Source organism: Mesorhizobium sp. M0768 (assembly GCF_040320195.1).
Classification (GTDB): domain Bacteria; phylum Pseudomonadota; class Alphaproteobacteria; order Rhizobiales; family Rhizobiaceae; genus Mesorhizobium.
In genome coordinates, this window is sequence record NZ_JAMYPD010000013.1 from 66,517 (window position 1) to 90,477 (window position 23,961).

Consider the following 23,961-nt stretch of genomic DNA (forward strand, 5'->3'; position numbering starts at 1 on the left):
CTTCAGGCTCGGCTGGCGGCAACGCCTGATCGGTTCGGCGGCCGGCGCATGTCGCGGATGATGCCCATGCCGATGGCCAGCAGCATCCCCAGGGCAAAGCCTGCGAACGCTCCGGCGCCTGCCACCAGGGCAGTGCGCGGGGGCCATGAGCGCGCGGGCGGGGGCACCGCGGTCGAAATCACCTGTACGTTTGTGGTGTCGATCTGCTCGCGCTCGCTGATTTGGCGCGCACGTGACAGGAAGCTCTCATAGACCGCTCTCTTGGACGCGGCATCGCGTTCAAGTTCACGCAGGGCGACTTCGGATTCGCTGTCGGTGAATACATTGCCCTTCAGATCGTTCATCCTGGCGTTGAGAGAAGCCAACGAGGCCCGGGCCTTGTCCAGGCTGGCCTTTGCCGTGCCGACGGTGCGGGAGAACTCGGCCCGGAGTTGCGAGTTGACGGTCTCGAGTTCCGTCCTGAGCCTGACAATCGTCGGGTGGCGCGGACCGAAGGTCATCGACTGTGAGTCGATCTGCTGCCGCAGGCTGTTTGACCTGTCGCGCAGCGCAGCGAGCGCTTCCGAAACCGTGGGGTCGGGATTGGCCCCGTTGATACCGGAGGCAACCAGGGCGTCGTAGCTTGCCTGCGCGGCGATGACACGCGATTGCGCATCGACGATTTCGCCATTGAGCTGCGTCAGCGTCTGCGAACTGACGAGCTGGCCATTGCTGGACGACAGGTTGTGGCTGCGCCTGTAGCTCTCGACCTTCTCTTCGGCTGCCTGCACGTCGCTCTTGAGTTGGCCAAGCCGGCTGTCAAGGGCAGCCGCGGCACGGCTGGCGCCGGCAGCTTCGGCCTTAGCCAGTTCTTCCTGGAAGTTTTTGACTATGGCCTGCGAGATCAGGATCGCCTTGGCGGTGGTTTCCGCAGATACCGAGAGGGTTGTGACAAACGAGGTCGGATCCGCGATGGCGTCTACCCGGTCCGCCAGGTTCTTCAAGGCGATGAGCCTCGGGTCGGGCTTCGCCACAGCGCCGGACGAGGATGTGCTCCGGTCCGGATCGAAGAATTCTGGATCGTGAGTCAGGTTCAGTTCGTCCACCACACGGGAAAGCACGTTGCCCGAGGTCAGGATGCGCTGCTTGCTGCGCGTGCTGAGCAACTGGCTATCGACCTGGCCCGGTTGCGAGTAGAGGTCGTTTTCCACAACCTGCAAATTGGATGGGTTGATGAGGACCTCGGTCGTGACGGTGTAACGCTGCTTGCTCAGCAATGCATAGGCGCCGCCGACAATGCCGCCGACTACCGCCAGCATGAAGGCCAGGGCGAGGCCGGCCCGCAGCCAGACGAACAGACGCCGAAAATCGAGCTCAAGGAAATCGCCGATCTTGTCCAGGGTCACCGTTGCGACAGGCTCTGGAGGTTGCGGCGTCACCGGCGCGGAGCTTAGCCCCGCGACTGGGCCATGCTGTTGCAGCAATGCCCTGCGCCGTGCATTGGCGATACGCTCGAATGCACTGTTATTGGAAGCCGTCGCGGAGATAGGGGGTGTGCCGGAACCGGCAGACATGGTGACAACCCTTGTTAAATCATTACGCTTGGCCTGCTCTACAGAAACATCGTTAACATCTTATTTTCCAAGTTGGCCCATTTTACCGCTCTCGCTGTCCGTCCGGCGGACGTTGAAGGGGTCTCGTTGCCCGGAATGCTGTTTGAATACCTTCACCTGGATGGGCCATGAGCTATCCCGCTGCCGCATCGGAACGATTGTTGCCCAGTCGAGCGCGCCGTGAGAACGCGCTGTCGCTGCTGTTTTTCCTATGCGCCGCCTTCGCGCTCCTGCTTCGCTTTACGGTGTCGCCGCAGGTGATGAACATGGTCGTCGACTATACGGCCCAGGGGGGCTCGTTCTACGAGAAGCTGCATTTCGGCACCTATGCGATCTTCCTGGTCCTTGCCGTCGTTCTTTTCAGCCGACCGTTTCTGCTGCAGGGCGACGAAATTGGGATATTCAAAGCGTTGATTCGCTTTTCGGTGCTGATGTTCGCGCTGGTGCCCTATCTGTTCGTCACCGGCCGTGCGGGCTCCTCCGGGTTCATCATCGATTCTTATCTGGTGGCCGGCGCCGCAGGCCTGTTGATGCTGGCCTTGAACGCGGAAGTGCGGCGGGCGTTGGGCGACGTCGTGCTTGGAATGGTGATCCTCAGCGCTGTGCTCGGCACGATCGAAGCGGTGACTCAACATCGATTTATGCCTTACGGTCTCAACGAACTGCAGTTCAGGCCAATTGGCCTATCGGCGCACCCGCTGGCGCTAGGCGCGCTCTGCGCCACAGCCATCGGATTCGTGCCGCTGACGCGCTGGCGCATATGGGTGCGGGTGGCATCGATTCTCGTGTTGCTCGTCGGTTGTGCTGCGTCAGGCGCCCGCGCCGCCCTGATGCTCGCTGCGGGAGAAACCCTCATTCTGCTGCTGTTCGTGCCTTGGCCGCGCCTGACTCTCAAGCACCAGCGGCAGGCCAAGTCCGTCGTGCTGCTGTTCGCCCTGGTGAGCGGCGCAGTGCTGGTGGCCATACTATTTTCGGGCGGGCTGCTGAATCGATTCGGCAACACGATCTTTGACGAGAATTTCATGGCGCGGGTGACGATCTACCAGATATTCGGACTTGTTAGCTGGAAAGACATCCTGTTTGGCATGAACGTCGACGACCTCCTGGCGATCGTCAAAGAGAAGCTGCATCTGCCCTATATCGAGAGCGCTCCGGTGGTCATCACCATGCTCTTCGGCTTGCCGATAGCTGTGCTCTTCATAGTGCTGGTATTCTGGTTCATTTTTCGGCTGCTGCGCGCGGCGCCGCTGCCGGCATGGATCGGCACCATGACCTTCCTGCTTGCTGCGCTGTCGAACAACGCGCTCTCGTCAAAAGCGCCGGATATTACGACTATCGTGGTGTTGCTGCTTGCCTATAGAAACGTGCCGTATAGAAACCAGCCGAAGAGCACGTCTTCGACCGCTGTCGCATCCGAGCCGAAACTGGATCGGCTTGGATAAGCGCAGGCTCCAGACGCATCAGCCGGCGCTATCCACAACCTCGACATTGCCTGCGCGATTGAGCGTGTGGATGCCCGCCCGCGCCCATGCCGGTCCTGGGCCGATCGGGTGGGGCGGTGCAAACAGGACATCGAAGTCGTCAAGGCGATCCAACCGCATCAATCCCAGGCCGCCGCCATAGGCTCTAGACCCGTTTTGCACGGGCAGTAGCAAAGCGTCGCCCTGGCGGATGAAAGCGCCGCCCGGCCGAGTGGCCGAGTGATCGACGGCGACGGGATTGAGCGCGTGCGCAGCCCACGGCCCACGCAGCGCCGGGGCGGAATAGACGGCCATCGTGTCGGACGCGCTGCCGTAACCGAACCGCTCCGTCCCCAACAGCCAGAAACGGCCGTCGGATTCGAGCAGCGTGGCGTCGTTGAAATCCCTGTCCGTCATCAGCACCGTATCGCGTACCCAGCGATCCGGAAACTGCACGGCACGGTAGAGCACCAGTTCTCGCGCCGTAGCGCTTTCAGGGATCATGAAAATCTCGCCGGAGTGAGCGAACACCTGCGGATATGACAGGTGATGCGCTTCGTCCAGCACCACTTTCGGCACGCCGAAAGTGCCGTCGGTGCCAAGTTCAGCGACAGAAATCACCCCGCGGCCGGTGGAGTAGGGAAACTCCTCGACAAACAGAAAATGACGGCCGTCGCGCTCGAGAACGAACGGATCGGCGTAGAAGCGCTGCCCGTCATCGGCAAGCACGGTGAAGGGCTTACCATCCAGCAGTCCGGTTTCGGCGACGCCTGGACCGTCGATCAGCCGATAAGCAACCTGCCAATAGAAGGGACGCCGACCACGTCGCAGTTTTTGCACGGCGCGGTCGACTAACCCCCTGCCGAAAAAGGGCAGATAGTGCCCGATAAATCCGCCTTTCTGCAGGGGCGGCGCCGGGCTCTCGGCAATCGGCGCAAGTTTGCCCGCGGAAAAGCGGGCGACACATTGGGCAATCAGGGAGATGGCGCCGGCGAGCAGGTCGTTGCTGGTTCGGGACAGCCACAACCGGTCGCTGATCATCGGCCGCGCCGTGGCGACGGCAACGCCGTCGAGGCGCGCGGTGAGTTCGGGCAGCCGCCCGCTCGCCAGCATCTCGGTCATGCCTGCGGCAAAGCTGCTTTGGCCGCAAAATTCGAGCGTCAGGACAGGCGTGCCGCGTCGTGCGGCGGTAGCCGTGAGATCGACTATAAGATCGACTGGGCCGGTGTCGCCGGACGGCAACGGCCGGGAACGGCTTGCCAGTGAGCGGCCGAAGCGCCGGCCCTCGAGCGCCAGCACATTATCCATCGTGCGCGCATTGGGTTCAGGCGTCGGCGCGCGGCAACTCGAAACCGCATGTCCAGCCGCACTCAACCGCGCCAGAAGCTCATTTTCCCAGCGCCGGGATGTGTCGGCGTGGCCGATGATTAAAATATTAGTCAATCCAATATATTCTTTTTCAAGACTACTGCCATAGACTACTTGTCAGCCCAACCTTTCACAAGAGTTAAACCGGGAGAACGCGGCCTTGGTTGTTAATCATATATTAAGAATTGAGATCACGAAGGCGCTTTCCGGCGCTATTATGACTCTTGCGGGCAATAGTCGGCATGTCCCGAAGGCTGCAGGCGACCAGGATCAGCGATGAACGTCCTTTCACGTCCAAAACTGCCATCCAGGCAGAAACTGCTGATCGTGTTCGGCACTAGGCCGGAGGCACTCAAATGCTTTCCAGTGGCGCGTGCCGCCCTCGCTCATCCAGGCTTCATCACCGAAATATGCATAACCGCCCAGCATCGTGAAATGGTCGACCAGGTTGTCGAGCTGACCGGCTTGCCTGTGCACCACGATCTCAACATCATGCAACCCGGCCAGTCGCTGTTCGATGTGACCTCGCGCGTGCTCCTGGGCATGGCCGAGGTGTTGGACAAGGCGAAGCCCGATATCGTCATGGTACAGGGCGACACCACCACGGCAATGGCCGCGGCTCTTGCTGCCTTCTACAAGCGTATCCCCGTCGCTCATGTCGAAGCAGGATTGCGCAGCCACAACATCAACTCGCCGTTTCCTGAAGAACTGAACCGCAAGATTGCCGGCGACATCGCCACCTGGCATTTTGCGCCGACCGTTCAAGCGCGCGACAATCTCATCGCCGAAGGAAAGGCCGAAAGCACCATTTTCGTGACCGGCAACACGGTGATCGACACGCTGTTGCATTTTTCAAGCGCGATCGATGCCGACAGGCTGATGAACGCGAAGCTCGCTGCCAGCTTCCCCTTCCTCGACCCTTCCAAGAAGATGATCCTCGTCACCGGACATCGCCGCGAGAATTTTGACGGCGGCATTCAGCGCATCTGTACGGCGTTGAAAGGATTGGCGGCGCGGGGAGACGTGCAGATCGTCTACCCTGTCCATCCAAACCCCAATGTGCGCTCGGTGGTCAACGCAGAGCTGGAAGGCGTGCCGAACATCCATCTGGTCGAGCCGCAGGACTATCTGCCGTTCCTGTACCTGCAGAAGCAGAGCTATCTGGTGCTTACCGATAGCGGCGGCGTGCAGGAAGAAGCGCCTTCGCTCGGCAAGCCGGTGCTGGTGATGCGCGAAAATACCGAGCGACCCGAGGGGATCGTGGCCGGCACCGCCCGCCTTGTCGGCACCGATGTCGAAAAAATCCTGTTCAACGCCAATCGCCTGCTCGACGATCAGGCTGCCTATCGCGGCATGGCGGAACGACACAACCCATATGGCGATGGCCGGGCTAGTAACCGGATTGTTGAGGAACTGCTGCATCATGGCTGAAATCAAAACCGTTTCCGTAATCGGCATGGGATATATCGGCCTGCCGACCTGCGCCATTTTCGCCAGCCGCGGGCTCAACGTCATTGGCGTCGATGTCAACGGAGCGGTGGTCGAGAAGGTCAATCGCGGCGAAATCCACATCGTCGAGCCGGACCTTGACGGTCTGATCCAGAAGGTCGTGGCGAACGGCAAGCTCATGGCCTACAGCACGCCGCAGCCGGCGGACGCCTATATCATCGCCGTGCCGACCCCGATGACCCACGATCATAAGCCGGACGTAACCTACGTGCTCGCGGCGGCACGAAGCATCGCCCCCGTGCTGAAGCGCGGAGACCTTGTGGTATTGGAATCGACATCGCCGGTTGGAACCACGCGTATCATGACCGGGCTGCTTGCCGAGTTGCGGCCTGATCTCAAATTTCCTGTCCAGCATGGCGAAGACGCCGATGTGCTGGTCGCCTATTCGCCCGAGCGTGTGCTGCCGGGAAAGGTGCTGACCGAGCTGATCAACAACGATCGCTCGATCGGGGGATTGTCCCGCAAATCGTCGGAGCGGACCGCGGCACTCTATTCAACCTTCGTCACCGGCGACCTGTTCATGACGACGGCCGAAAGTGCTGAGCTGGTGAAACTGACCGAGAACGCGTTCCGCGACGTCAACATCGCCTTCGCCAACGAGCTTGCTGCAGTGTGCCAGGACCTGTCGCTCAATGTCTGGGAAGTGATCGATCTCGCCAATCGGCACCCTCGCGTGAACATCCTCCAGCCGAGCCCGGGCGTCGGCGGTCACTGCATTGCGGTCGATCCATATTTTATCATCGACGCCGCACCCAACAGCACGCGGCTGATGGCTTCGGCACGCCGGATCAATTCCGAGCGGCCGATGTCGGTGGTCAGGGATATCGAGGCCTTGCTCGACCCCTCCCGCAAGCAAACGATCGCCTGTCTTGGCCTCAGCTTCAAAGCCAATATCGACGATCTGCGCGAGAGCCCGGCCGTCGAGGTGGTGAAGCTTCTGTCCGATAACCCCAATGTGAAGATCATTGCGGCTGAACCCAACACAAATGCGCTGCCGCATGAGCTCGAGGGCAGGGGCATCGTGTTCACCGACGCACTTTCGGCCATCGACAAGTCCGATATCGTCGTCCTCCTGGTCGACCATCGGCAGTTCAATCTGGTCGACCCCGAAGCGCTCAAGGACAAGAAGCTCGTCGATACGAGGGGTCTGTGGACGTGGCGCAAGGCACGCAAGCCCGACGCCCGCATCGAAGGCAAGAAACCAGAGGTCGCACAAGTGACGCTTGCAAGGGAGCAGGCCGCATGAACGCGCACGCCCCGGCATGGGCGCAGCATTCCCTGTTGGCATCACGGCGCCGGGAGTTCCTTGGTGCACCGATCCATGCGCTGACCATGGCCGAGACACTGGCCATCGCCGACGAGGCGATGACCCTGGGGCGGCCGCTGCATCATGTGGTCGTGAACGTCGCCAAGCTGGTGACCATGCGCCAGAATGCCGAGCTGCGCGAGGACGTGGCCGGGGCGGACGTGGTCAATGTCGACGGCATCGGCGTGCTTTGGGGTGCACGTCTGTGCGGCGTCGCGCTGCCCGAGCGGGTGGCGGGCGTCGACATCATGATCAATCTGCTGAGCCTCTGCGCGAAGCGTGGATTCAGGCCGTATCTGCTGGGGGCCGAACAGCACGTTCTCGACGCGGTTGTAGTGAGACTTGCCAAGGACCATCCGAGCCTCGTCATAGCGGGAATGCGCAACGGCTATTTCAAGCCGGAGGACGAGGCCGGGATCGTCGCGGCGATCAACGCCTCGGGCGCCGACTGCCTGCTGGTGGCCATGCCGACACCGCGCAAGGAACGCTTTCTCAAACGCTACCGCGATGAACTCGCCTCAAGCTTCGTGATGGGCGTAGGCGGCAGTTTCGACGTCTATGGGGGCAAGGTTGCCCGTGCGCCGAAGCTGATACAAGCGGCCGGCCTGGAGTGGCTGTTCCGCGTCGTCCAGGAGCCGCGACGCTTGTGGCGCCGCTACTACGACACCAACACTGCCTATGCGGGACTGCTGTGCCGGGAGTTCTGGGAGCGTCGCTGGCGCCGAAACGCCGGTTTATAGTTTCGCGTTCCCCCCACAAAACAGGCGTTGCCCCTGGACTTCGCTTTACGCGATCCGTAGCCGCGCTCGCAGCTGGGCGACGAATTGCGTCGCTGCCACGGGGTGGAACAACGAGGTCAGCCCGAAGAAAACCGCGGCGCCGGTGGTGCCGCCGGCGACAAGCGAGAAGATCGCCGGCACGTCGCCGGCCACCATGCTGGCAAGCTTGGCGGCCACCCCCGTGCTGAGCGAGATGATTACCGAAACACCGATGTCGCGCCACGGCACCGGCACCGGTGTGAGCCGCTCGCTGATGATGATGCAGGTTATGGAGCCCACCACCGAGCCCCCCGCCAGCGCCAAAGCGGCGCCGATCTCCGCCATCGGGGGGATCAACAGCAGGGACAATGCGATTGTTGCCACCGAGCCGAAGAGATTGGCGATGATCAGCAGCCACGGCCGCTTGTGCGCGTGCACCACGACGCCATAGACGAAGCTGGTGAGGTTGGCGCACAGCACGCTGAAGGCAATGATCGGAAACAGCAGGCCGAAGCGGCCGTGATATTGCGAGGGCAGCATGAGCTCGGTGATATCGCTGCTGAGCGCGACCAGCATCGCTGCAATCGGCAGGCAAAGCCGCATCATCAAGGCCATTAACTGCGACAGCAACCGACCCGATGCCGCGGGCCCATCCTCGTCGAACCGGCTAACCACCTCGGGAAAGGCGCCCATGTTGATGGCGTTGGCGACCATATCGATCGGCTGGCGGGCCAGCGCATAGGCTGCCGCGAAGATCGCCACGGCGCTGGCATCGTAATAGAACTTGAGGAACAGACGCTCCGCGCTGTTGAGCCCGAAGCCAACCAGCGCCATGATGATCAGCGGCACACCGAGCGCAAAGAAGTCCCTGTGGGTGAAACGCGGCGGACCGGCAACGAGCCGTCGCGATGCCATGATGCCCGCCACGATGCCGGCAATCAAGGCGCCGAGGCTCGAGCCGAGCGACACCGTCAGAAAGCTATCCTGAAAGACAAGGATAGCGCCGATCGGTAACGCGAGTTGCAGCAGGGCACGCAGGGCTTCTAGCATCGAATAGACCGAATGGCGCTGCTGCATCTGCAGCACCGTCAACGCGAAGCGGCTGATGGACCCGGCGACCAGATAGCCGCAGACTGCGATCGCGAACTCGATCCAGCGTTCAGGCACGATCACCGCCGACGCGCCTACCGATATGACCAGCGCCAGTGCTGTGGTGGCAAGCAACACCTGCCCGGCCAGCATCAGGCTGCCGCGGCTGACTTCGCCCTTGCCGCCAAGCCTGAGCAAGGCGATGCGCAGCCAGTTGGTGACGGCAATGTCGGTCATTTCCCCGACGGTCACCACCAGGGTGAGCAGGCCATACTCGGTCTGGTCGATCAAACGCGTCACGACGACCAGCAGGAGCAGCGCCGAAATTCGCGTCAGCAGGATCGCCGGAGCATAAATGAGCGTGGAACGGAGCAGCAAGGGCGTGTCCCTGGAAAACTCACCTTCGACTAGCCGCCGACTGGCGGAAAATCCAGCCCGATGACGCCGAAGGGTGAACAGATTCAGTTTGAACTAAAAGATTTGCCGTAAAACTTATCGGGAACGTTTGCTTTGCAGTTACCCGGTCTGTGTTATTTAGAGTACCATCATGTTGCAGCGCCTCATATCCGATCGAAAAATACATGTCCTGGTCGCGACGCCCTCGGGCGTTTCGGGGCAGGGCGGCATCGACCGCATCATGGGCGCGCTGAAGCAGGAGTTCGAACGGCAAGAAATCGCCGACATCGATGTGTGCTTCCTTGCCAGTCGTGGCCCGGGGCATGTCGGACTTTCGATCTTCTATATGCTCGGTTTTTGCTTACGGATGCTTAAAGCGCGTCTGGCTGGACGCGCCGATGTCATTCATATCAACATCTCAGTTTCCGGCAGCACCTACCGCAAGATGGTGATCGCCGCCTGCGCACGGCTGCTGTCGATACCCTATGTCCTGCATTTGCACGGGGCGCAGTATCAGACATTCTGGAAAGCCGACCGCGGTTTCATTAGCCGCCGTATCAAAGCTCTGTTCGAGCATGCCGATCGGGTGATCGTTTTGGGCAGGCTTTGGCGCGATTTCGTCGCCAGCCGGGCGCCGGGCGCAGCCGGCAATATCGTGATCGTGCCCAATGCGACCGAAGTCCCGTCGCTGGCGCATGTCGGCGGCGGCGACCATGTGCATATCCTGTTCCTGGGCCGCATCGGCGACCGCAAGGGCGTACCGCAATTGTTAGACGCGCTGCACCGCATGAGCCCTGTCAAGAATTGGCGCGCCACGATTGCCGGCGATGGCGAAGTCGAGGCGGCACGGGCAAAATCGGCCGCGCTGGGGATTGCAGACCGGATCGCCTTTCCGGGTTGGGTGGGACCGGACGATGTCGCATCGCTGATTTCTTCGGCCGATATTCTGGTTCTTCCATCCTTCGCCGAAAATCTGCCGATGTCGGTGATCGAAGGCATGGCAGCCGGTTTGGCGGTGGTGGCGACCCCGGTTGGCGCCGTCGAAGACATAATCACCGACGGGCAATCCGGGCTGCTGGTGCCGCCAGGCGATGTTACAGCGTTGACCGAGGCGCTGAGCCGCCTCGCGGAGAACCCGGCACTGCGGGCAAAGCTTGGTGCCGGTGCCATGGCAGTGCATCGGGAACGGCTTGAGCTCGCCCCGTTTGTCGGCGCAATCTGCGATGTCTGGCGGTCGGCCGCGTCAAGCCGTCAAACGGTCAAGCGCTGAGGCCGACGATCGCGGCGGCGCGTCGAGCCTGAATTCGCGGTGGAATATCTCCAAATTCAACAGCGCCCATATCAGCTTTTCGTGGTCTGCAGCACGCGTGGTGTGTTCCGAGACGATTTGATCTAGCTGTTTAGGACTCAGATAGCTGCGAATGACAGAGTGAGGCGAGCAAAGATGGTCATGCAGGTAGTTCCTCATCGATCCGCGAAACCATTCGGCGACCGGTACCTTGAACCCGACCTTGCGGCGGCTGAGAATTTCCTCCGGGAGGATATTGGCCATGCTGTCGCGCAGGATCTGCTTGCTGTGCAACCAACCCAGCCTGTAGCGATCGGGCAATTTGCTGACGAATGAAACCAGGTCTCGATCCAGGAACGGCATTCTTCCTTCGATTGAACCGGCCATCATCATGTGGTCGCCTCGTTCCAGGAGATTGTCAGGCAGCCACGATGTCTGATCGAAAAACAGCACGCGGCGAAGATGGGAAGCCGCAGCGCTTGACGAGAACGGAAAGTCGTTGCGCTCATAACGGCGATTTGCGGACGCGCCGATCAGGCAAGCGCTCTGCTGCGCCGAAACGGCTCCAAACCAGGAGACCATCCGGGCGGCAAAGTCCCTTTCGCCCGCGGTGCGGGCAAATGTATCGACCTTGGCCGACGCGCCCGGCATGGCGCGTACCAAAGGGGAAAGGACGTTATCGTGCAGCGAGGCTGGAACAAGCGACCGGTAGATCCCGGCCAGTGATTCCGCGCGATGCTTGGGATAGCCGCCGAGAATCTCGTCGGCTCCTTCTCCGGTGAGCACCATCTTGACGTCTTGCGAGGCTCGCTCCGACATCAGGTAAATTGGAATATCGCTGCTTTGCGAAACAGGTGCCCCGCGTTGGCGAACCATCGTCGGCAGATGATCCATCAGATCGCCTGGCTGGATTACAAGTTCGCAATGATCGGTCTTGAAATGATCGGCAACGCGTCGGGCGAATGCAAATTCGCTATAGGCTGCGTTGTCGAACCCGACGGAAAACGTGCGAATGGGCGTGGCGCTGTGGCTGGCCATCAGCGCGACGATAGCCGAGGAGTCAAGCCCTCCGGAGAGAAAGGCCCCAAAAGGTGCATCGCTGCGCATCCTGATCTCGACGGAATGGTCGAGCAATTCCAGAAATCGCCGCTTGGCGGTTTTTCCGTCGATCCGCTCGGTAACGGCCGCCTGGTCCGGAGGCGTATAGTAGCGCGTTTCCTTGACTACCCCTTGCGACCAGACAGCATAGCTTCCGGGATTGAGTTTGCGGATCTGTTTGAAGAGCGTGCGCGGTCCCGGCACATAACGCCAGTTCAGATACTCGTGCACGGCATCCAGATCGAGTTCCTGAGCATCTTGCTGCGATGACAACAATGCGTTGATCTCCGAGGCAAACAGCAGCAATTTTTCGTTTTGCATGAGGTAAAGCGGCTTTTCCCCGAAGGGATCCCGGGCGAGGACCAATTCCTGCCTCTGAGCATCCCAGAGTGCAAAGGCGAACATGCCGCTCAGCCGGTCGAACATTGACAAGCGCCACTGATCGTAGGCTCGGAGCAGCACCTCGGTATCGGAGCGCGTTCGAAAATGATGGCCAAGGCCGATCAGTTCCTGGCGCAGCTCGATGTAGTTATATATCTCGCCGTTGAAAATTATTTTGAGACGACCGTCCTCAATCTGCATCGGCTGATTCGACTCGGGCGCTAGGTCAATGATCGCCAGGCGGCGATGAACCAATGCCAATTGTTGCTCGCCGGTATTCAGGTCCAATATCTCGGTGCCTTCGGCATCGGGACCGCGATGCCGCAATGCGTTTGACATTTTGGCGGCCCGCTCTTGTGGATTTTTAGCCCTTCGCCCGATCCATCCGGCAATTCCACACATTGTTCCCCCCTAGGCGCGCGCATTCCCCACTCAGTACAACAAATGTGTTAAACACTTCGTGCCAATACAACCCAACGGGGAGAAAGCTGCCACGGGCCGTTCCTCGATCGAGCCTGGCCGTCAGGGGTTGCCACCGGTTGTTCGCTGGTGAGGGCGAGTGATGGCACCTATGGCAGGCCCAATGCCTGCAGCATCTCCGGGTCGGGAACTGGGGGACCATCGGGCGGGATGAGGCTCATCCCATAGGGATTGGAGAACTCCCAGGCAGACCATGGGATCGCGAAGCATTCGGCCTCTTGGCGCACTGCCTTGAGATAGCGCGAACGGTCGGCCTCAAAGGCGCCCATGCGGCCGTCCGCGGACATGAGGATAGCGCCGAATTCGCCCATGAAGAGCCGCCGGCTGGGAATGCCATGGCCTTCAGCCCAGTCGACAGCCTGGCGAAAGCTCGCCTCCAGTTGGCTCTGGCCCCAATTCTGCTCGAAATAGTTCGCGATTGCTTGGCGCGCGGTGGCCATGTTCATGACCTGCTCGACCCTGCTCAAGCCGGCAGCGTCCATCCGCGCTCTAAGGGTTTCGGTCACCACTTCGGGTGTACTGCTGTCGGCCGGCCAGGGAAGTCCCGAAGCAAAGCTGATCGTGTCATCGGGCCGCTGGTGGGTGAAGCTGTGCGGCTCATACATATGGAAGCTGTAATAGAGGTTTGGGTCATCAAAGCCGGGGCTGAGGTTGACCAATCCGGCAATGCTGCCGCCGCAGGCGCCGGTTGCAACGATGGTAAGTTCGCTGTTGACCGCTCGAATGTCGTGGACGGTCCCTGCCATGATCCGCTGCCAGTGATCGCTGCCGCTCGCATCGCAAGGGTAGTATGCGGGCTCGTTGTAAGGTTCGAGGGCGACTTTGTCGGTGCCTATCTTGACCAGCATGGCGGCGACCGCCACAACCATTTGACGATAGCGGGCAACGCCCTCGCTGTCGGCGCCGCCATAGATCATCTCCATGCTGTAGTCGGGAACCTGAGTGACGCCATGCAGGTCGAAAACCACCTTGAGGCCGGTCGACGTGATCCGCTCGACGGCGGCGGCAAGTATGTCCAGCGCCTGCTGCCGCCTGGCGTCCCCGCTGGCAAGCAGCGGGCCGGGATCGACGCTCAGCCGGACGAAGTCGAAGCCCATCGATCGGATGTGGGCAAACACCTCCCCGGCCGGCCAGTCGGTGAGCGGCCTGCTTTCCGCAAGCCACTCCTTTTCGCTGCGATAGGGCGGCCAAACGTAGGTTCCGTCTTTCGCCACCGGCGACCAGTTGAGCCACTGATGCACGCCAACGCCGCGCTTGAGAGGGATGGGCTCTGCCTCGGCCGCCACAAGCAAGGCGAGCACCCAGGCAACAAAATACACCGCTTTTCGCATCGCTCCCTCCGCATGCTCGCGGGAGATATTAACCGCAACGAACGGGAAAGAAGATTGCCGGCCCGCAGCTTTTCGACGGCATGGTATACAAGGACCGAAACGTTGACGGGGCGTGCATGAGAATCGGCTGGTACATCAACCGATTGCGCAGCATGGGACCGGCCGAGGTGTTGCACCGGCTGGGCGAGCAACGTCGAAGGATCGCGTCGCGCCGCCGCGATGATGGGTGGGAGCGCTATCCATCGCCGCAGTTGCACCCAGTGCTGCCCGGATTTCGCCATGCTGCGCTGGCAGCGACCGACGCTCAACGGCAGGCCATAGCGGCGGCCGCGCAAGAGATGCTTCATGGCCGGTTTTCGGCACTCGGGCGGACATGGCCAAAGCGTGAGCCCGATCGTTTGTTTCCTGCTGAGCTTTGGCGTCTTGATCCGGTAACCGGCAGGCTTTGGCCTGGCGCCGAGGCTCATACTTTCGATATCGATTTTCGCGATGGCGGCGACCTTGGCGATATAAAATATGTCTGGGAGATCAACCGGCTGCAGCAATTGCCAGTACTGGCTGCACACCTGCTCCTCAGCGAGGACAATCGATCCCGGAGTGCCATTGAGGCGGCAATCGGCAGTTGGCATTCCGCCAATCCGCCGTACCGAGGCATTGGCTGGGCTTCCGGCATCGAAGTAGCGCTGCGAGCCATCAGCCTGATCGTCACCCTGGACCTTATCGGTGACCGGCTTGACCTGGCGACGCTGCGGAAAGCCGGTGAGATACTCGCGGCAAGCGCCTATTGGCTGCCGCGGTTTCCGTCGCGATATTCCTCCGCCAACAACCATCTCGTCGCAGAGTTGGCTGGCGAATATCTGGTTGGCCTGGCGCTCGGGGCCGAATCCGAAATTGCCCGCAGCGCCCTCTTAAATGAGACGCACAAGCAGATTCTTGCCGACGGCGCCGGTGCCGAGCAAACGCCGACCTATGCAGCCTTCAGCGCCGAACTCATCTTGCTGTGCGCCGCCGCGGCGCGCCAGGCGGGAACGCCGTTTCCCTCGGCCGCCGAAGCGCGTCTGGGCGCCTTCGCCAATTTCGTCGGCTGGCTGCCACAGAAAGCCGCCCGCTTCGGCGACGACGATGAGGGCCATGTGCTGAAGCTGGGCGACGAGCCGAACTATATCCGATCCGTCGCGGCCGCCATCCACGGCTTACTGGGGACGCCGGGCAACGCGCCGGAGCCTGACGATTTTCGTTCGCTTTTCTTTGGTGCGCCGTCAGGCCCGGCGCCCGCGGTGCATGGCTTGCAGACATTCACGCAAGGCGGGCTCTCCGTCTGGCGCGGAGCAATGAATGGCCGCAATGTCGAACTGACGTTCGACCATGGACCGCTCGGCTATCTCTCGATAGCGGCGCACGGCCATGCCGACGCGCTGTCGCTCACCCTGTGCATCGACGATGAGCCGGTGCTGGTCGATCCCGGCACCTGGCTCTACGGTTCGGGAGGCGCATGGCGCGACTGGTTCCGCTCCACACCGGCGCACAACACGCTGAACATCGAGGGCAAGAGCCAAAGCACCATCGCTGGAAATTTCAACTGGTCGCACAAGGCAGTCGCATCGCTGGTGGAGAGCGAACCGGGACCGCACTGGAGGCTGAGCGCCCGGCATGACGGCTATAGAAGCCGCTTCGGCGTCGTGCATCAGCGCACTTTGGCGCGCCAGGCCGATGGCATCCTCATCACCGACCAACTGCTCGGCGGCAGGCGCCAGTCCGAGATCGTCTTCCAACTGGCCCCCGGCCTCCATGCCGACCGGCACGAAGATACGGTCGCGGTATTGCGCGGCGACGAGGTACTGTTGGCCATCCGCTTTCCTGATGCTGCTCTCGATATCGGCGCCGGCGGTGACATGCCGGGCCAAGGCGGTTGGGTTTCACTGCGTTTTGGCAGCAGGCAGCAAGCCGAACGCCTCGCCTGGCACGGTGAAGTGGGCGAAGCCGGGATCGATATCCATCTTGCCCCAATTCACCCGCCGCGACAGCAAAAACCGGTGCCAACGTAGAGTTGCCGCGTGAGTTCCAGCCGTATTCGACATTAATTACGTTTGGACATTTAGCGGTTTCGTTACCGTTGATCTGCTAGTCTCGCACCATCCAGCCTGCTTTGCCCGCTGCGCCCGCAACAGCCACTGGTTGCAGGCGGCGTAGCGAGTTTGGCGGGAATTTTGTGCTTTGCTATTCGCCAGATCGCCTTCTTACGACCCCCAGACTGCCTTCTTACGACCAGGAGCCGCTGCATCAATGTTTTCCGAATTTGCCAGAGCGATTGTGGAAAAGCTTTCGAACGTCAATCTGACCACGCTCGGCCTGCTTCTCCTCACCGCACTGGGCAGCGCGGTGATCGCCTACTGGCGAACTGCCGAACATAAGTCCCTCAGGGACTTTTTCGACTTCGCCTTCCCACAGGAAGTCATCCTGCACCCGTCGGCGCGAGCCGACGCCATGTTCTGGATCACGAAACGGGCGATGATGCCTTTCCTGCTTATTCCTGCCGGCGTCACCTTCGTCGTCGCGGTGGGCTATGGCACACGCGAGGCAATTGGCTGGCTCCTTAACATCCACGCGCCGCTTCTCGGCGGCCCGGCGGGACCGGTGACGATCGTCATCTTCACCGCAACCATGCTGGTCGCCTATGATATTTCATACTACCTCTACCACGTCGCCCAGCACCGTTTGCCGTTCCTGTGGGAATTGCACAAGGTACATCATTCGGCCGAGGTGATGGTGGGGATCACCAAGGACCGGGTTCATCCGCTGGACGATCTGATGAACCGTATGTGGGATGGCGTCATCCCGGGCATCTGCTTCGGGATCTGGAGCCTGATCGCACTCGATCCGGTAGAGGTCGCTATCTTCGGCATCAACGTCTACGTCATCCGCAACATCCTGATGATGGACTTTGTTCGCCATACGCATCTCAAGATATCGTTCGGCCCGTTGAACAGCATCATCCTGTGTCCGCACTGGCACCAGGTGCATCACAGCATCGACCCTCGTCACTACGATAAGAATTTCGGTCTGCTTTTTTCGTTCTGGGATCGTCTGTTCGGAACGCAATTTGTCCCGGAGCCGGATGAAGACCTGAAATTTGGCCTGGTCGATCGCGATGTGCGCGATTACCAGTCGCTCTTTGGGCTCTACATCCTGCCGCTCAAGAAGATGGCAAGGCATGTCATGCGACTGTTTCACAGACGGCCCAATGTGGTCGCGCAGCCACAGGACAGTTCTCCTTCATGAACACCGCTGTTTCCATCGACGTCCTAGGCGCGGAGCGCCTGGAAATCGTCCGTTCGGCGGATCGCCTGGCTGCGGTCGAAGCCGCTTGGATGGAGCTTTGGCATCGTACCGACGGGCTGATCTTTCAAAGCCATGCCTGGATTTCGGCATGGTGGAGTACTGTACAACGGCGTGACCAGCGCGCGTTGCGGATCGGCCTGGTCTGGAAGGGCGAGAGACTCGTTGCTGTCGTTCCGCTAGCGATCGGCAGGCGCAGGGGGCTGCGGTTTCTCGAATGGGCGGCCGGCAGCTATACCGACTATGGGGATATTCTCGTTGCTCCGGAATGCTCGTTATCGGCGCTGCAGGAGCTATGGACCCAACTGTGCGACGCCGGCGGCTTCGACCTTGCCTTGATCAATCGTCTCTCACCGGATGCGGCGGCCCGCAAAATTTTCACGCCGGGAGCTTCCGACGGCATCAGGCTTCGTCCGTTTCACCGAACGGAAGTCAGCTATCGCGTTGCCGGACAATGGGAAAGCGGAGCGGCATGGTTCGCGGACCAGTCGAAAAAGACGCGCCAGAACTATCGGCGCGGCATCAAAGCGCTGGAAGAAACCGGAGAGGTGAGATTTCGCCTGCTTGCCCCCGACGAGCCGCTGCAACCGGTACTGGAGCGCCTCGCGGCCTTGAAGCGGAAATGGCTGACCGAGCGCATGCGTGAATCAGATCTGTTCGAAGAGGGCGTGCCGGTACTCGCCGCGCTCGTCGATGCGTTGGCGCGCGCCGGCGTGCTGCATATCTTCGTCCTCGAATGCAATGGCGTGATGGTCGCGGTGTCGATCAACTTCGTCCAGCACGACGTGATGATGGCCTTCGTGACGACGTTCGATCCGGATTTCGGCCGGGCGTCGCCGGGTGTGATCCTGTTGATGGATTACGTGCAGTGGTCGATCGATCACGGTTTGAGCATGGTCGATTTCCTCTGTGGCGCAGAGTCGTTCAAACACAAATTCTCAACGCAGGCGGCTACGCTGGAATCCGTCATCGGAACGCGCACGGCACAGGGCGCGCTTGCATTTCTTGCCGATCGTGTCCTCCAGACGGTCAGGCATATGCGCGAGCGGTCATCGGCACCACCAGAGGGACGCGATGCGCCCGCTCAAGCCGAAGCAGCCTTGGACTAAAGCGCGTCGCGTTCGATCGGCCTTATGCGACGCGCTTTAGATTCTTGTTTATACATGTCGTTATCGCAAAACCTCTGCACACTTTTGCGCGACATGCTTTAGAACGGTTCATCGTTTCACGGAAACGGCCCGCTCGCAAAAAGCTCAAATGAAGCGCGGTATCGGACCGTTTTGCGGCGTGGTGCGGTCGCCGAGGTCGAGGAAGATTTCGTCGATGTAGCACCATCCCCAACCTTCCGGCGGATCGTAGCCTTCGATGACAGGATGGCCGGTTGCCCGAAAATGCTTGGTGGCATGACGGTTGGGCGAGTCGTCGCAGCAGCCGACATGGCCGCATGTGCGGCAGAGCCGCAGATGCACCCACTGCGAACCGCTCTTCAGGCATTCCTCGCAGCCGAGCGCGCTCGGTGTCACGTCGCGAATGTCCCCGGCGTGCCTGCATTCGTCTGCCATCATACGCTCCTGACCAGTTGTGGCGCCACGGCGAGACTGCCGTTTCGCGCGAGATATTGGCGGGTTGAGACATGGTTCGAACCTATCGCCGGTTTCCGACAGTTTGAAGCGGTTTTTGCGGCTTGCGGCCGGTAGGAACCTGGCCCGCCTGTCGGTAAACGCTGTGTCCTTCGCTTCGCAGTTAACTGACGGCGGCCGTGCGACGGTGTCGTCGCGACGTGCCTCACGATCCGTTGCATCTCCTTGATTTGTTTGATTTGCGCATCCCGGCAAACCCGGCGCATGCTGCTTTAGCCGGCACCTGCCTAAGCCGGCCAGGCCCGGCGGGCCGTCCTGTGTCAAACTCTCGGCCGCCGGGCTTCTGGACAGCAGAAAACGGCCTGTGTCCGAGCACTCCGCAAACTGGCCCGCGGCCTGTTGTTCGGCGAGTGCTCAGGCAGCTACCTGAAGCACAATCTTGCCGCGCGTGTGCTGCTTCTCGAGCTGTTCCTCGGCCCTGGCGACTTCCTCAAGAGGATAGATTGCCTGCACGAATGGCCTGACCTTCCCGGCGTCGATGAGGCGGCTGATCTCGGCAAGCTGCGCCGCGTTCGGCTTGGTCAAATAGGAAACGCCGCGAGCCCGATGCAGGCGGGCCTTCTCCGCCGACGGTTCGGAAAGCGTTGAGACGAGCGCACCGCCGGGCTTGAGCACGTCCCACGAGCGGTCCTGTGTTTCACCCGCTACCAGGTCGAAGACGAGGTCGACGTCCTCGACAAGCTCCTCGAAGCGCTGGTTCTTGTAATCGACCGCCTGGTCGGCGCCAAGCGCGCGGACGAAATCGAAATCCTGCGCGGAAACGGTCGTCGCGACAAACGCGCCCGCAGCCTTTGCGAACTGCACCGCCAGATGACCGACGCCGCCGGCGCCGCCATGGATAAGGACCCGCTGCCCGGATTTGACGCCGCCGTGATCGAAAAGGCCTTGCCACGCGGTAAGGCCCGCAAGTGGCACGGCGGCGGCTTCGGCGTGGCTTAAGCGTTGCGGCTTCGCCGCCGCCTCCGTTGCCTTGACGACGACATATTCGGCGTTGCCGCCGCGGTCGTTGCCGAGCATGGCATATAGCGGATCGCCCTTCTTCAGCGTATGGGCCCGCGTGCCGCACAGTTCCACCACGCCGGATACGTCGCGGCCGAGCGTGACGGGCAGATCCGCGCCCGAAGAGCCCTCGCGAACCTTGTAGTCGACGGGATTGACGCTTGCCGCGTAGACCTTGAGCGTGACCTCGTCGTCATGCGGCTGAGGCAACGGAACCGCGTCCAGCGAAAGAACCTCCGGTCCACCAAAATCGTGGATACGGACGGCCTTCATCGTAATCATGGCTTGCTCCTCGTCGGGTTGCAGTCCAGTTCGCTCTGAACAGTTTCGCCGGCAGGCCGGCGTCTATCCAGCCGGCGGTTCGGTCGTAGCAAAGGCCGGCCGGTGGTGCGCCGTCAGTGTATCGTTTGCGAATGCTCGCCGCCGGGTTGCGAGATGCCGCTCAGCGCTTCACCTGCTGTCGCCGTCTCGCTGTTGGTGGCGAGGTCGCCCAGCGAAACGATGCCGACCAGGCGCTTGTCGCGGTTCAGCACCGGCAAGCGGCGCACTTTCAGGTCAGCCATGTTACGCAGAACATCCTCTGCGTCTTCGTCTTCGAAGCAATACCTGACCTCGGTGCTCATCACTTCCCGTACCTTGGCGTCAGGTGTCTTGCCTTGGGCGACGCCGCGGATTGCGATGTCGCGATCGGTTACCATGCCGACAAGCCGATCGTTCTCGCCCACCGGCATTGCGCCGGCGTCGAGGCGACCCATCATTTCAGCCGCATCGCGCAGGGTTTGCTGCGGACTGGCGATCTCGACGTCCTTTGTCATGCAGTTGCCAACTTTCATTTTAACCTCCCTTGGTTGCAGGGCCCGCCGCCGGTTTCCATGATGGAAGGGTGAATGAGCGCCAGCGCAAAACGTTCCATGGCAAGACCCGTTTCGAGCGCTTCGCCGAAATCACCCCTGCCATCCTCCACCCGACCGCCCCTTCAGGCGGTCGGCCCGGGAAAGGTCGGTTCCGAAGGAATTTCGGAAGGCGTGCCGGGAGGAACTCCGATCGGCTCCTGGTCCGGCGTCGGAATTGGATCCGGCGAGGGCGGGGGTACGCCTGGAGGTTCTCCCGGCGGAGTCTCCGGCGGGGCAGGCGGCCGGGCCGGCTCCGGATTGGGATTGTCCGGCAGTGGATTCGGGTTGTTCGGATCGGGGTTGTTCATCGATCACTCCCTGACATCTGTGGCCTGATCTCCGCCAGAGCGGGGGTGCCGCAGCGGCGAGCAGGCTCTCTTGTCCTAAACCGAGGGGAAGCAAAAGCGTTCCCGCACCCGATGCCAAGCGCGGTGCCAATCTATCGGGCTATCGGGCGGTTCCCAGGCTGGCATACATCCCGTTGGTGCGGAACTGCGTCGGGTTGATGCCGTAGAGGCGGCGGAAGACCTTCGAAAAATAATTGGCATCCTCGAAGCCGCACATGATGGCGACTTCCTTGACCGGCAGGAAATCGGCCTTCGTCAGCAACTTCGCCGCCCGCTGCAGTCGCTGCTGCAGCACGAATTCGGCGGGCGGAAGTCCCTCGCTCTCGGCGAAGCAGCGCGAGAAATGCGCGCGGCTCAAGCCGCTGATCTCAGCGAGATCGGCAACGCGGAGCGGCCTGTCGAGATTGGCCCTGATGTGATCGATGACCGGCTGCATGGCGCTCTTGTCGTCGGTGACGGCATGCGAGCCGAAGACATCGTCGTAGAGCGCCATGGCTGCTTCATAGGCGACGGCCGAGGCGGCTCCCGGCGAGACCGCGCCCGTGATCAGGCGCACACTGCAATCAGCCAGATGATCGATGGTCGAGGGCTGCAGCCGCAGCACCGGACCGACGGCGGCAAGGATCGACCTGTGGATGCGCAGTGCCTCCTCGCCGTTCATCGATATCCAGAAGAACTCCCAGCGTTCGCCCTTGGCCAGCCAGTAACGGTGGTTGTGCGGCACGAGAACCAGCAAAGTGTCGCCCTTTTGCAGGCGGTAGTTCCGGTTCTCGTAGCGCAATCGGCCGGTGCCGCTGATCGTATGCTGGAGCACGGTAAACGGCGTCAGGCCGCGCTTGCGCCCATCCCAGTCGTAGACCTCGTTCTCGCGCACTTCATAGCCGGTGCTTGTCGGCATGGTGTGTAGGCGCTGGCGCCCGCGCGGCAGCGATACCGTCCTGCCCGCCGGCCCGATGTCGATCAAGTTCCGCAGCACAAAATTACCCCTAAAAGCATAATCCTTCTCTGGTCGCGTGCCGAATAAGGCGCATAATCCCTCGAGAAAAGCAAAAGAAACCGCGGTCAAAGAGCGGATGGGAGGAAGTGCTGGATTCCAGCCTGCATAGCGTCGCAGGCGGGCCAGCCTCTTTTCGCCGCCTTTGCCCTAGCGTTCGATCAGGTCGAGGTGAGGCTGATGAGTTTCAAGATCGCTATCATCGGTGCGGGAAGCGTCGGGTTCACCAAGAAGCTCTTCACCGACATTTTGTGCGTTCCTGAATTCAGGGATGTCGAATTCGCATTGACCGATCTCAGCGAGCGCAACCTCCAGATGATCAAGTCGATCCTCGACAGGGTCGTCGAATTCAACAGGCTGCCGACCAAGGTTACGGCAACGACAGACCGCCGTGCTGCCCTCGAGGGCGCACGCTACATCATCAGCTGCGTTCGCGTCGGCGGTCTCGAAGCCTATGCGGACGACATCCGCATTCCCTTGAAGTATGGCATCGACCAGTGCGTCGGCGACACGATCTGCGCCGGCGGCATCCTCTATGGCCAGCGCAACATTCCGGTGATCCTCGATTTCTGCAAGGATATCCTCGAAGTCGCCGAGCCTGGGGCGAAATTCCTGAACTACGCCAATCCGATGGCCATGAACACCTGGGCGGCGATCGAATATGGCAGGGTCGATACCGTCGGCCTCTGCCACGGCGTCCAGCATGGCGCCGACCAGATCGCCGAAGTGCTCGGCGCCAAGTCGCGCACCGATCTCGACTACGTCTGCTCCGGCATCAATCACCAGACCTGGTTCATCGACCTGCGTCTCAACGGCCGCAAGATCGGTAAGGACGAGCTGGTTGCCGCCTTCGAGGCGCATCCGGTCTATTCGCAGCAGGAAAAGCTGCGCATCGATGTCCTGAAGCGCTTCGGCGTCTATTCGACCGAAAGCAACGGCCATCTTTCCGAATACCTGCCCTGGTATCGCAAGCGGCCGGACGAAATCACCCGCTGGATCGACATGTCCGACTGGATTCACGGCGAGACCGGCGGCTACCTTCGTTATTCGACCGAAACACGCAACTGGTTCGAAACGGAGTTCCCGCAATTTCTGGAATCCGCCGCCAGGCCGATAGACCCCGCCAAACGCTCCAACGAGCATGCCAGCCACATTCTCGAGGCGCTGGAGACGAACCGCGTTTACCGCGGCCATTTCAACGTCAAGAACAACGGCATCATCACCAACCTGCCGCAGGACGCGATCATCGAGTCGCCCGGCTTCGTCGACCGCTTCGGTATCAACATGGCCTCCGGCATCACGCTGCCGGAGGCCTGCGCCGCCACTTGCATTTCCTCGATCAACGTCCAGCGCATGTCGGTTCATGCGGCGATCTCCGGCGATATCGACCTGCTGAAGCTCGCGGTCCTGCACGACCCGCTGGTCGGCGCGGTTTCGACGCCGGAAGAGGTTTGGCAAATGGTGGACGAAATGGTCGTCGCCCAGGCTCGCTGGCTGCCGCAATATGCCGATGCGGTGCCGGCCGCGAAGGAACGGCTTTCGAAATCCAGGATCAAGACCCGCGAATGGGCCGGTGCGGCAAGGCGCGACGTCCGTTCGATCGAGGAATTGCGTGCGGAAAAAACGGCTCTCAAGCAGGCCGTCTGAATTTCGCCAGAACGGATCGCGGCAAGCTTTCGGGAGGATTTTCCGCACC

18 protein-coding genes are annotated in these 23,961 nt (G+C 61.2%); 9 read left to right on the forward strand and 9 right to left on the reverse strand.

Annotated elements, in window-relative coordinates; genetic code table 11:
• Positions 1–2: 2 nt before the first annotated feature.
• A complete protein-coding gene (locus NKI08_RS18090; RefSeq protein WP_352472503.1) occupies positions 3–1,553 on the reverse strand; it encodes a GumC family protein in 1,551 nt (516 codons plus the stop codon).
• A gap of 167 nt (positions 1,554–1,720) precedes the next feature.
• Here NKI08_RS18090 and NKI08_RS18095 point away from each other — a divergent pair, with 167 nt between their 5' ends.
• Positions 1,721–3,034 carry a VpsF family polysaccharide biosynthesis protein gene (locus NKI08_RS18095; protein ID WP_352472504.1) on the forward strand — a complete coding sequence of 438 codons (1,314 nt, stop codon included), beginning with the start codon at positions 1,721–1,723 and terminating at the stop codon, positions 3,032–3,034.
• Between the two features lie 18 nt (positions 3,035–3,052).
• Here the strand turns inward: NKI08_RS18095 and NKI08_RS18100 are convergent, their stop codons facing one another.
• The gene (locus NKI08_RS18100) at positions 3,053–4,174 is read right to left on the reverse strand and encodes a glucosamine inositolphosphorylceramide transferase family protein (RefSeq protein ID WP_352771235.1); all 1,122 of its coding nucleotides are present in this window, start codon (positions 4,172–4,174) and stop codon (positions 3,053–3,055) included.
• 522 nt (positions 4,175–4,696) lie between these two features.
• On the opposite strand from NKI08_RS18100, the gene wecB reads away from it, so the two are divergent.
• Genes wecB through NKI08_RS18115 form a run of 3 tightly spaced genes read left to right on the forward strand, consistent with a single transcriptional unit; the run spans position 4,697 to position 7,975 of the window.
• Positions 4,697–5,851, forward strand: a complete 1,155-nt coding sequence (wecB, locus tag NKI08_RS18105) for a non-hydrolyzing UDP-N-acetylglucosamine 2-epimerase (protein ID WP_352541699.1) — start codon at positions 4,697–4,699, stop codon at positions 5,849–5,851.
• Positions 5,844–7,175 (forward strand): UDP-N-acetyl-D-mannosamine dehydrogenase, encoded by a 1,332-nt coding sequence (wecC, locus tag NKI08_RS18110; RefSeq protein WP_352569040.1) that lies wholly within the window; start codon positions 5,844–5,846, stop codon positions 7,173–7,175. Before wecB ends, wecC begins: the two co-directional genes overlap by 8 nt.
• On the forward strand, positions 7,172–7,975 hold the full coding sequence (locus tag NKI08_RS18115; protein WP_031211886.1) for a WecB/TagA/CpsF family glycosyltransferase: 804 nt from the start codon (positions 7,172–7,174) through the stop codon (positions 7,973–7,975). The genes wecC and NKI08_RS18115 overlap by 4 nt, the downstream gene beginning before the upstream one ends.
• A 45-nt stretch (positions 7,976–8,020) precedes the next feature.
• On the opposite strand, the gene NKI08_RS18120 is transcribed toward NKI08_RS18115, so the two are convergent.
• Positions 8,021–9,460: a lipopolysaccharide biosynthesis protein gene (locus tag NKI08_RS18120; RefSeq protein WP_352771238.1), complete on the reverse strand. Its 1,440-nt coding sequence runs from the start codon at positions 9,458–9,460 to the stop codon at positions 8,021–8,023.
• Positions 9,461–9,629: 169 nt separating this feature from the next.
• On the opposite strand from NKI08_RS18120, the gene NKI08_RS18125 reads away from it, so the two are divergent.
• Positions 9,630–10,748, forward strand: coding sequence for a glycosyltransferase family 4 protein (locus NKI08_RS18125; protein WP_352501357.1), 1,119 nt, complete (start codon positions 9,630–9,632; stop codon positions 10,746–10,748).
• On the opposite strand, the gene asnB is transcribed toward NKI08_RS18125, so the two are convergent.
• The gene (gene asnB / locus NKI08_RS18130; protein WP_352501356.1) at positions 10,722–12,647 is read right to left on the reverse strand and encodes an asparagine synthase (glutamine-hydrolyzing); all 1,926 of its coding nucleotides are present in this window, start codon (positions 12,645–12,647) and stop codon (positions 10,722–10,724) included. The two genes, NKI08_RS18125 and asnB, sit on opposite strands and share 27 nt — an antisense overlap.
• Before the next feature lie 167 nt (positions 12,648–12,814).
• Positions 12,815–14,056, reverse strand: coding sequence for a glycoside hydrolase family 5 protein (locus tag NKI08_RS18135; protein ID WP_352771241.1), 1,242 nt, complete (start codon positions 14,054–14,056; stop codon positions 12,815–12,817).
• 116 nt (positions 14,057–14,172) lie between these two features.
• On the opposite strand from NKI08_RS18135, the gene NKI08_RS18140 reads away from it, so the two are divergent.
• The 3 genes from NKI08_RS18140 (at position 14,173) to NKI08_RS18150 (ending at position 18,501) form a co-directional block, all read left to right on the forward strand.
• The gene (locus NKI08_RS18140; RefSeq protein ID WP_352771243.1) at positions 14,173–16,101 is read left to right on the forward strand and encodes a heparinase II/III family protein; all 1,929 of its coding nucleotides are present in this window, start codon (positions 14,173–14,175) and stop codon (positions 16,099–16,101) included.
• 238 nt (positions 16,102–16,339) lie between these two features.
• On the forward strand, positions 16,340–17,335 hold the full coding sequence (locus NKI08_RS18145; RefSeq protein WP_352771245.1) for a sterol desaturase family protein: 996 nt from the start codon (positions 16,340–16,342) through the stop codon (positions 17,333–17,335).
• Entirely contained in the window at positions 17,332–18,501 is a 1,170-nt protein-coding gene (locus NKI08_RS18150) for a GNAT family N-acetyltransferase (RefSeq protein ID WP_352769444.1), read from the forward strand. Before NKI08_RS18145 ends, NKI08_RS18150 begins: the two co-directional genes overlap by 4 nt.
• Before the next feature lie 144 nt (positions 18,502–18,645).
• On the opposite strand, the gene NKI08_RS18155 is transcribed toward NKI08_RS18150, so the two are convergent.
• From NKI08_RS18155 to NKI08_RS18170, 4 genes are all read right to left on the reverse strand, one after another.
• Positions 18,646–18,957 (reverse strand): UBP-type zinc finger domain-containing protein, encoded by a 312-nt coding sequence (locus tag NKI08_RS18155; RefSeq protein ID WP_036238601.1) that lies wholly within the window; start codon positions 18,955–18,957, stop codon positions 18,646–18,648.
• Positions 18,958–19,386: 429 nt separating this feature from the next.
• The gene (locus NKI08_RS18160; protein ID WP_352771248.1) at positions 19,387–20,313 is read right to left on the reverse strand and encodes an NADP-dependent oxidoreductase; all 927 of its coding nucleotides are present in this window, start codon (positions 20,311–20,313) and stop codon (positions 19,387–19,389) included.
• A 113-nt stretch (positions 20,314–20,426) separates the two neighbouring features.
• On the reverse strand, positions 20,427–20,864 hold the full coding sequence (locus NKI08_RS18165; RefSeq protein ID WP_352472517.1) for a CBS domain-containing protein: 438 nt from the start codon (positions 20,862–20,864) through the stop codon (positions 20,427–20,429).
• Between the two features lie 507 nt (positions 20,865–21,371).
• A complete protein-coding gene (locus tag NKI08_RS18170; protein WP_502899642.1) occupies positions 21,372–22,247 on the reverse strand; it encodes an AraC family ligand binding domain-containing protein in 876 nt (291 codons plus the stop codon).
• A gap of 198 nt (positions 22,248–22,445) precedes the next feature.
• Here NKI08_RS18170 and NKI08_RS18175 point away from each other — a divergent pair, with 198 nt between their 5' ends.
• Positions 22,446–23,912: an alpha-glucosidase/alpha-galactosidase gene (locus NKI08_RS18175; RefSeq protein WP_352472519.1), complete on the forward strand. Its 1,467-nt coding sequence runs from the start codon at positions 22,446–22,448 to the stop codon at positions 23,910–23,912.
• The last annotated feature ends 49 nt before the right edge of the window (positions 23,913–23,961 follow it).

Coding starts and splice junctions, on each gene's coding strand:
- NKI08_RS18090 (WP_352472503.1), bottom strand. CDS start 1,553: ATGTCTGCCGGTTCCGGCACACCCCCTATCTCCGCGACGGCTTCCAAT.
- NKI08_RS18095 (WP_352472504.1), top strand. CDS start 1,721: ATGAGCTATCCCGCTGCCGCATCGGAACGATTGTTGCCCAGTCGAGCG.
- NKI08_RS18100 (WP_352771235.1), bottom strand. CDS start 4,174: ATGACCGAGATGCTGGCGAGCGGGCGGCTGCCCGAACTCACCGCGCGC.
- wecB (WP_352541699.1), top strand. CDS start 4,697: ATGAACGTCCTTTCACGTCCAAAACTGCCATCCAGGCAGAAACTGCTG.
- wecC (WP_352569040.1), top strand. CDS start 5,844: ATGGCTGAAATCAAAACCGTTTCCGTAATCGGCATGGGATATATCGGC.
- NKI08_RS18115 (WP_031211886.1), top strand. CDS start 7,172: ATGAACGCGCACGCCCCGGCATGGGCGCAGCATTCCCTGTTGGCATCA.
- NKI08_RS18125 (WP_352501357.1), top strand. CDS start 9,630: ATGTTGCAGCGCCTCATATCCGATCGAAAAATACATGTCCTGGTCGCG.
- asnB (WP_352501356.1), bottom strand. CDS start 12,647: ATGTGTGGAATTGCCGGATGGATCGGGCGAAGGGCTAAAAATCCACAA.
- NKI08_RS18135 (WP_352771241.1), bottom strand. CDS start 14,056: ATGCGAAAAGCGGTGTATTTTGTTGCCTGGGTGCTCGCCTTGCTTGTG.
- NKI08_RS18140 (WP_352771243.1), top strand. CDS start 14,173: ATGAGAATCGGCTGGTACATCAACCGATTGCGCAGCATGGGACCGGCC.
- NKI08_RS18145 (WP_352771245.1), top strand. CDS start 16,340: ATGTTTTCCGAATTTGCCAGAGCGATTGTGGAAAAGCTTTCGAACGTC.
- NKI08_RS18150 (WP_352769444.1), top strand. CDS start 17,332: ATGAACACCGCTGTTTCCATCGACGTCCTAGGCGCGGAGCGCCTGGAA.
- NKI08_RS18155 (WP_036238601.1), bottom strand. CDS start 18,957: ATGATGGCAGACGAATGCAGGCACGCCGGGGACATTCGCGACGTGACA.
- NKI08_RS18160 (WP_352771248.1), bottom strand. CDS start 20,313: ATGATTACGATGAAGGCCGTCCGTATCCACGATTTTGGTGGACCGGAG.
- NKI08_RS18165 (WP_352472517.1), bottom strand. CDS start 20,864: ATGAAAGTTGGCAACTGCATGACAAAGGACGTCGAGATCGCCAGTCCG.
- NKI08_RS18175 (WP_352472519.1), top strand. CDS start 22,446: ATGAGTTTCAAGATCGCTATCATCGGTGCGGGAAGCGTCGGGTTCACC.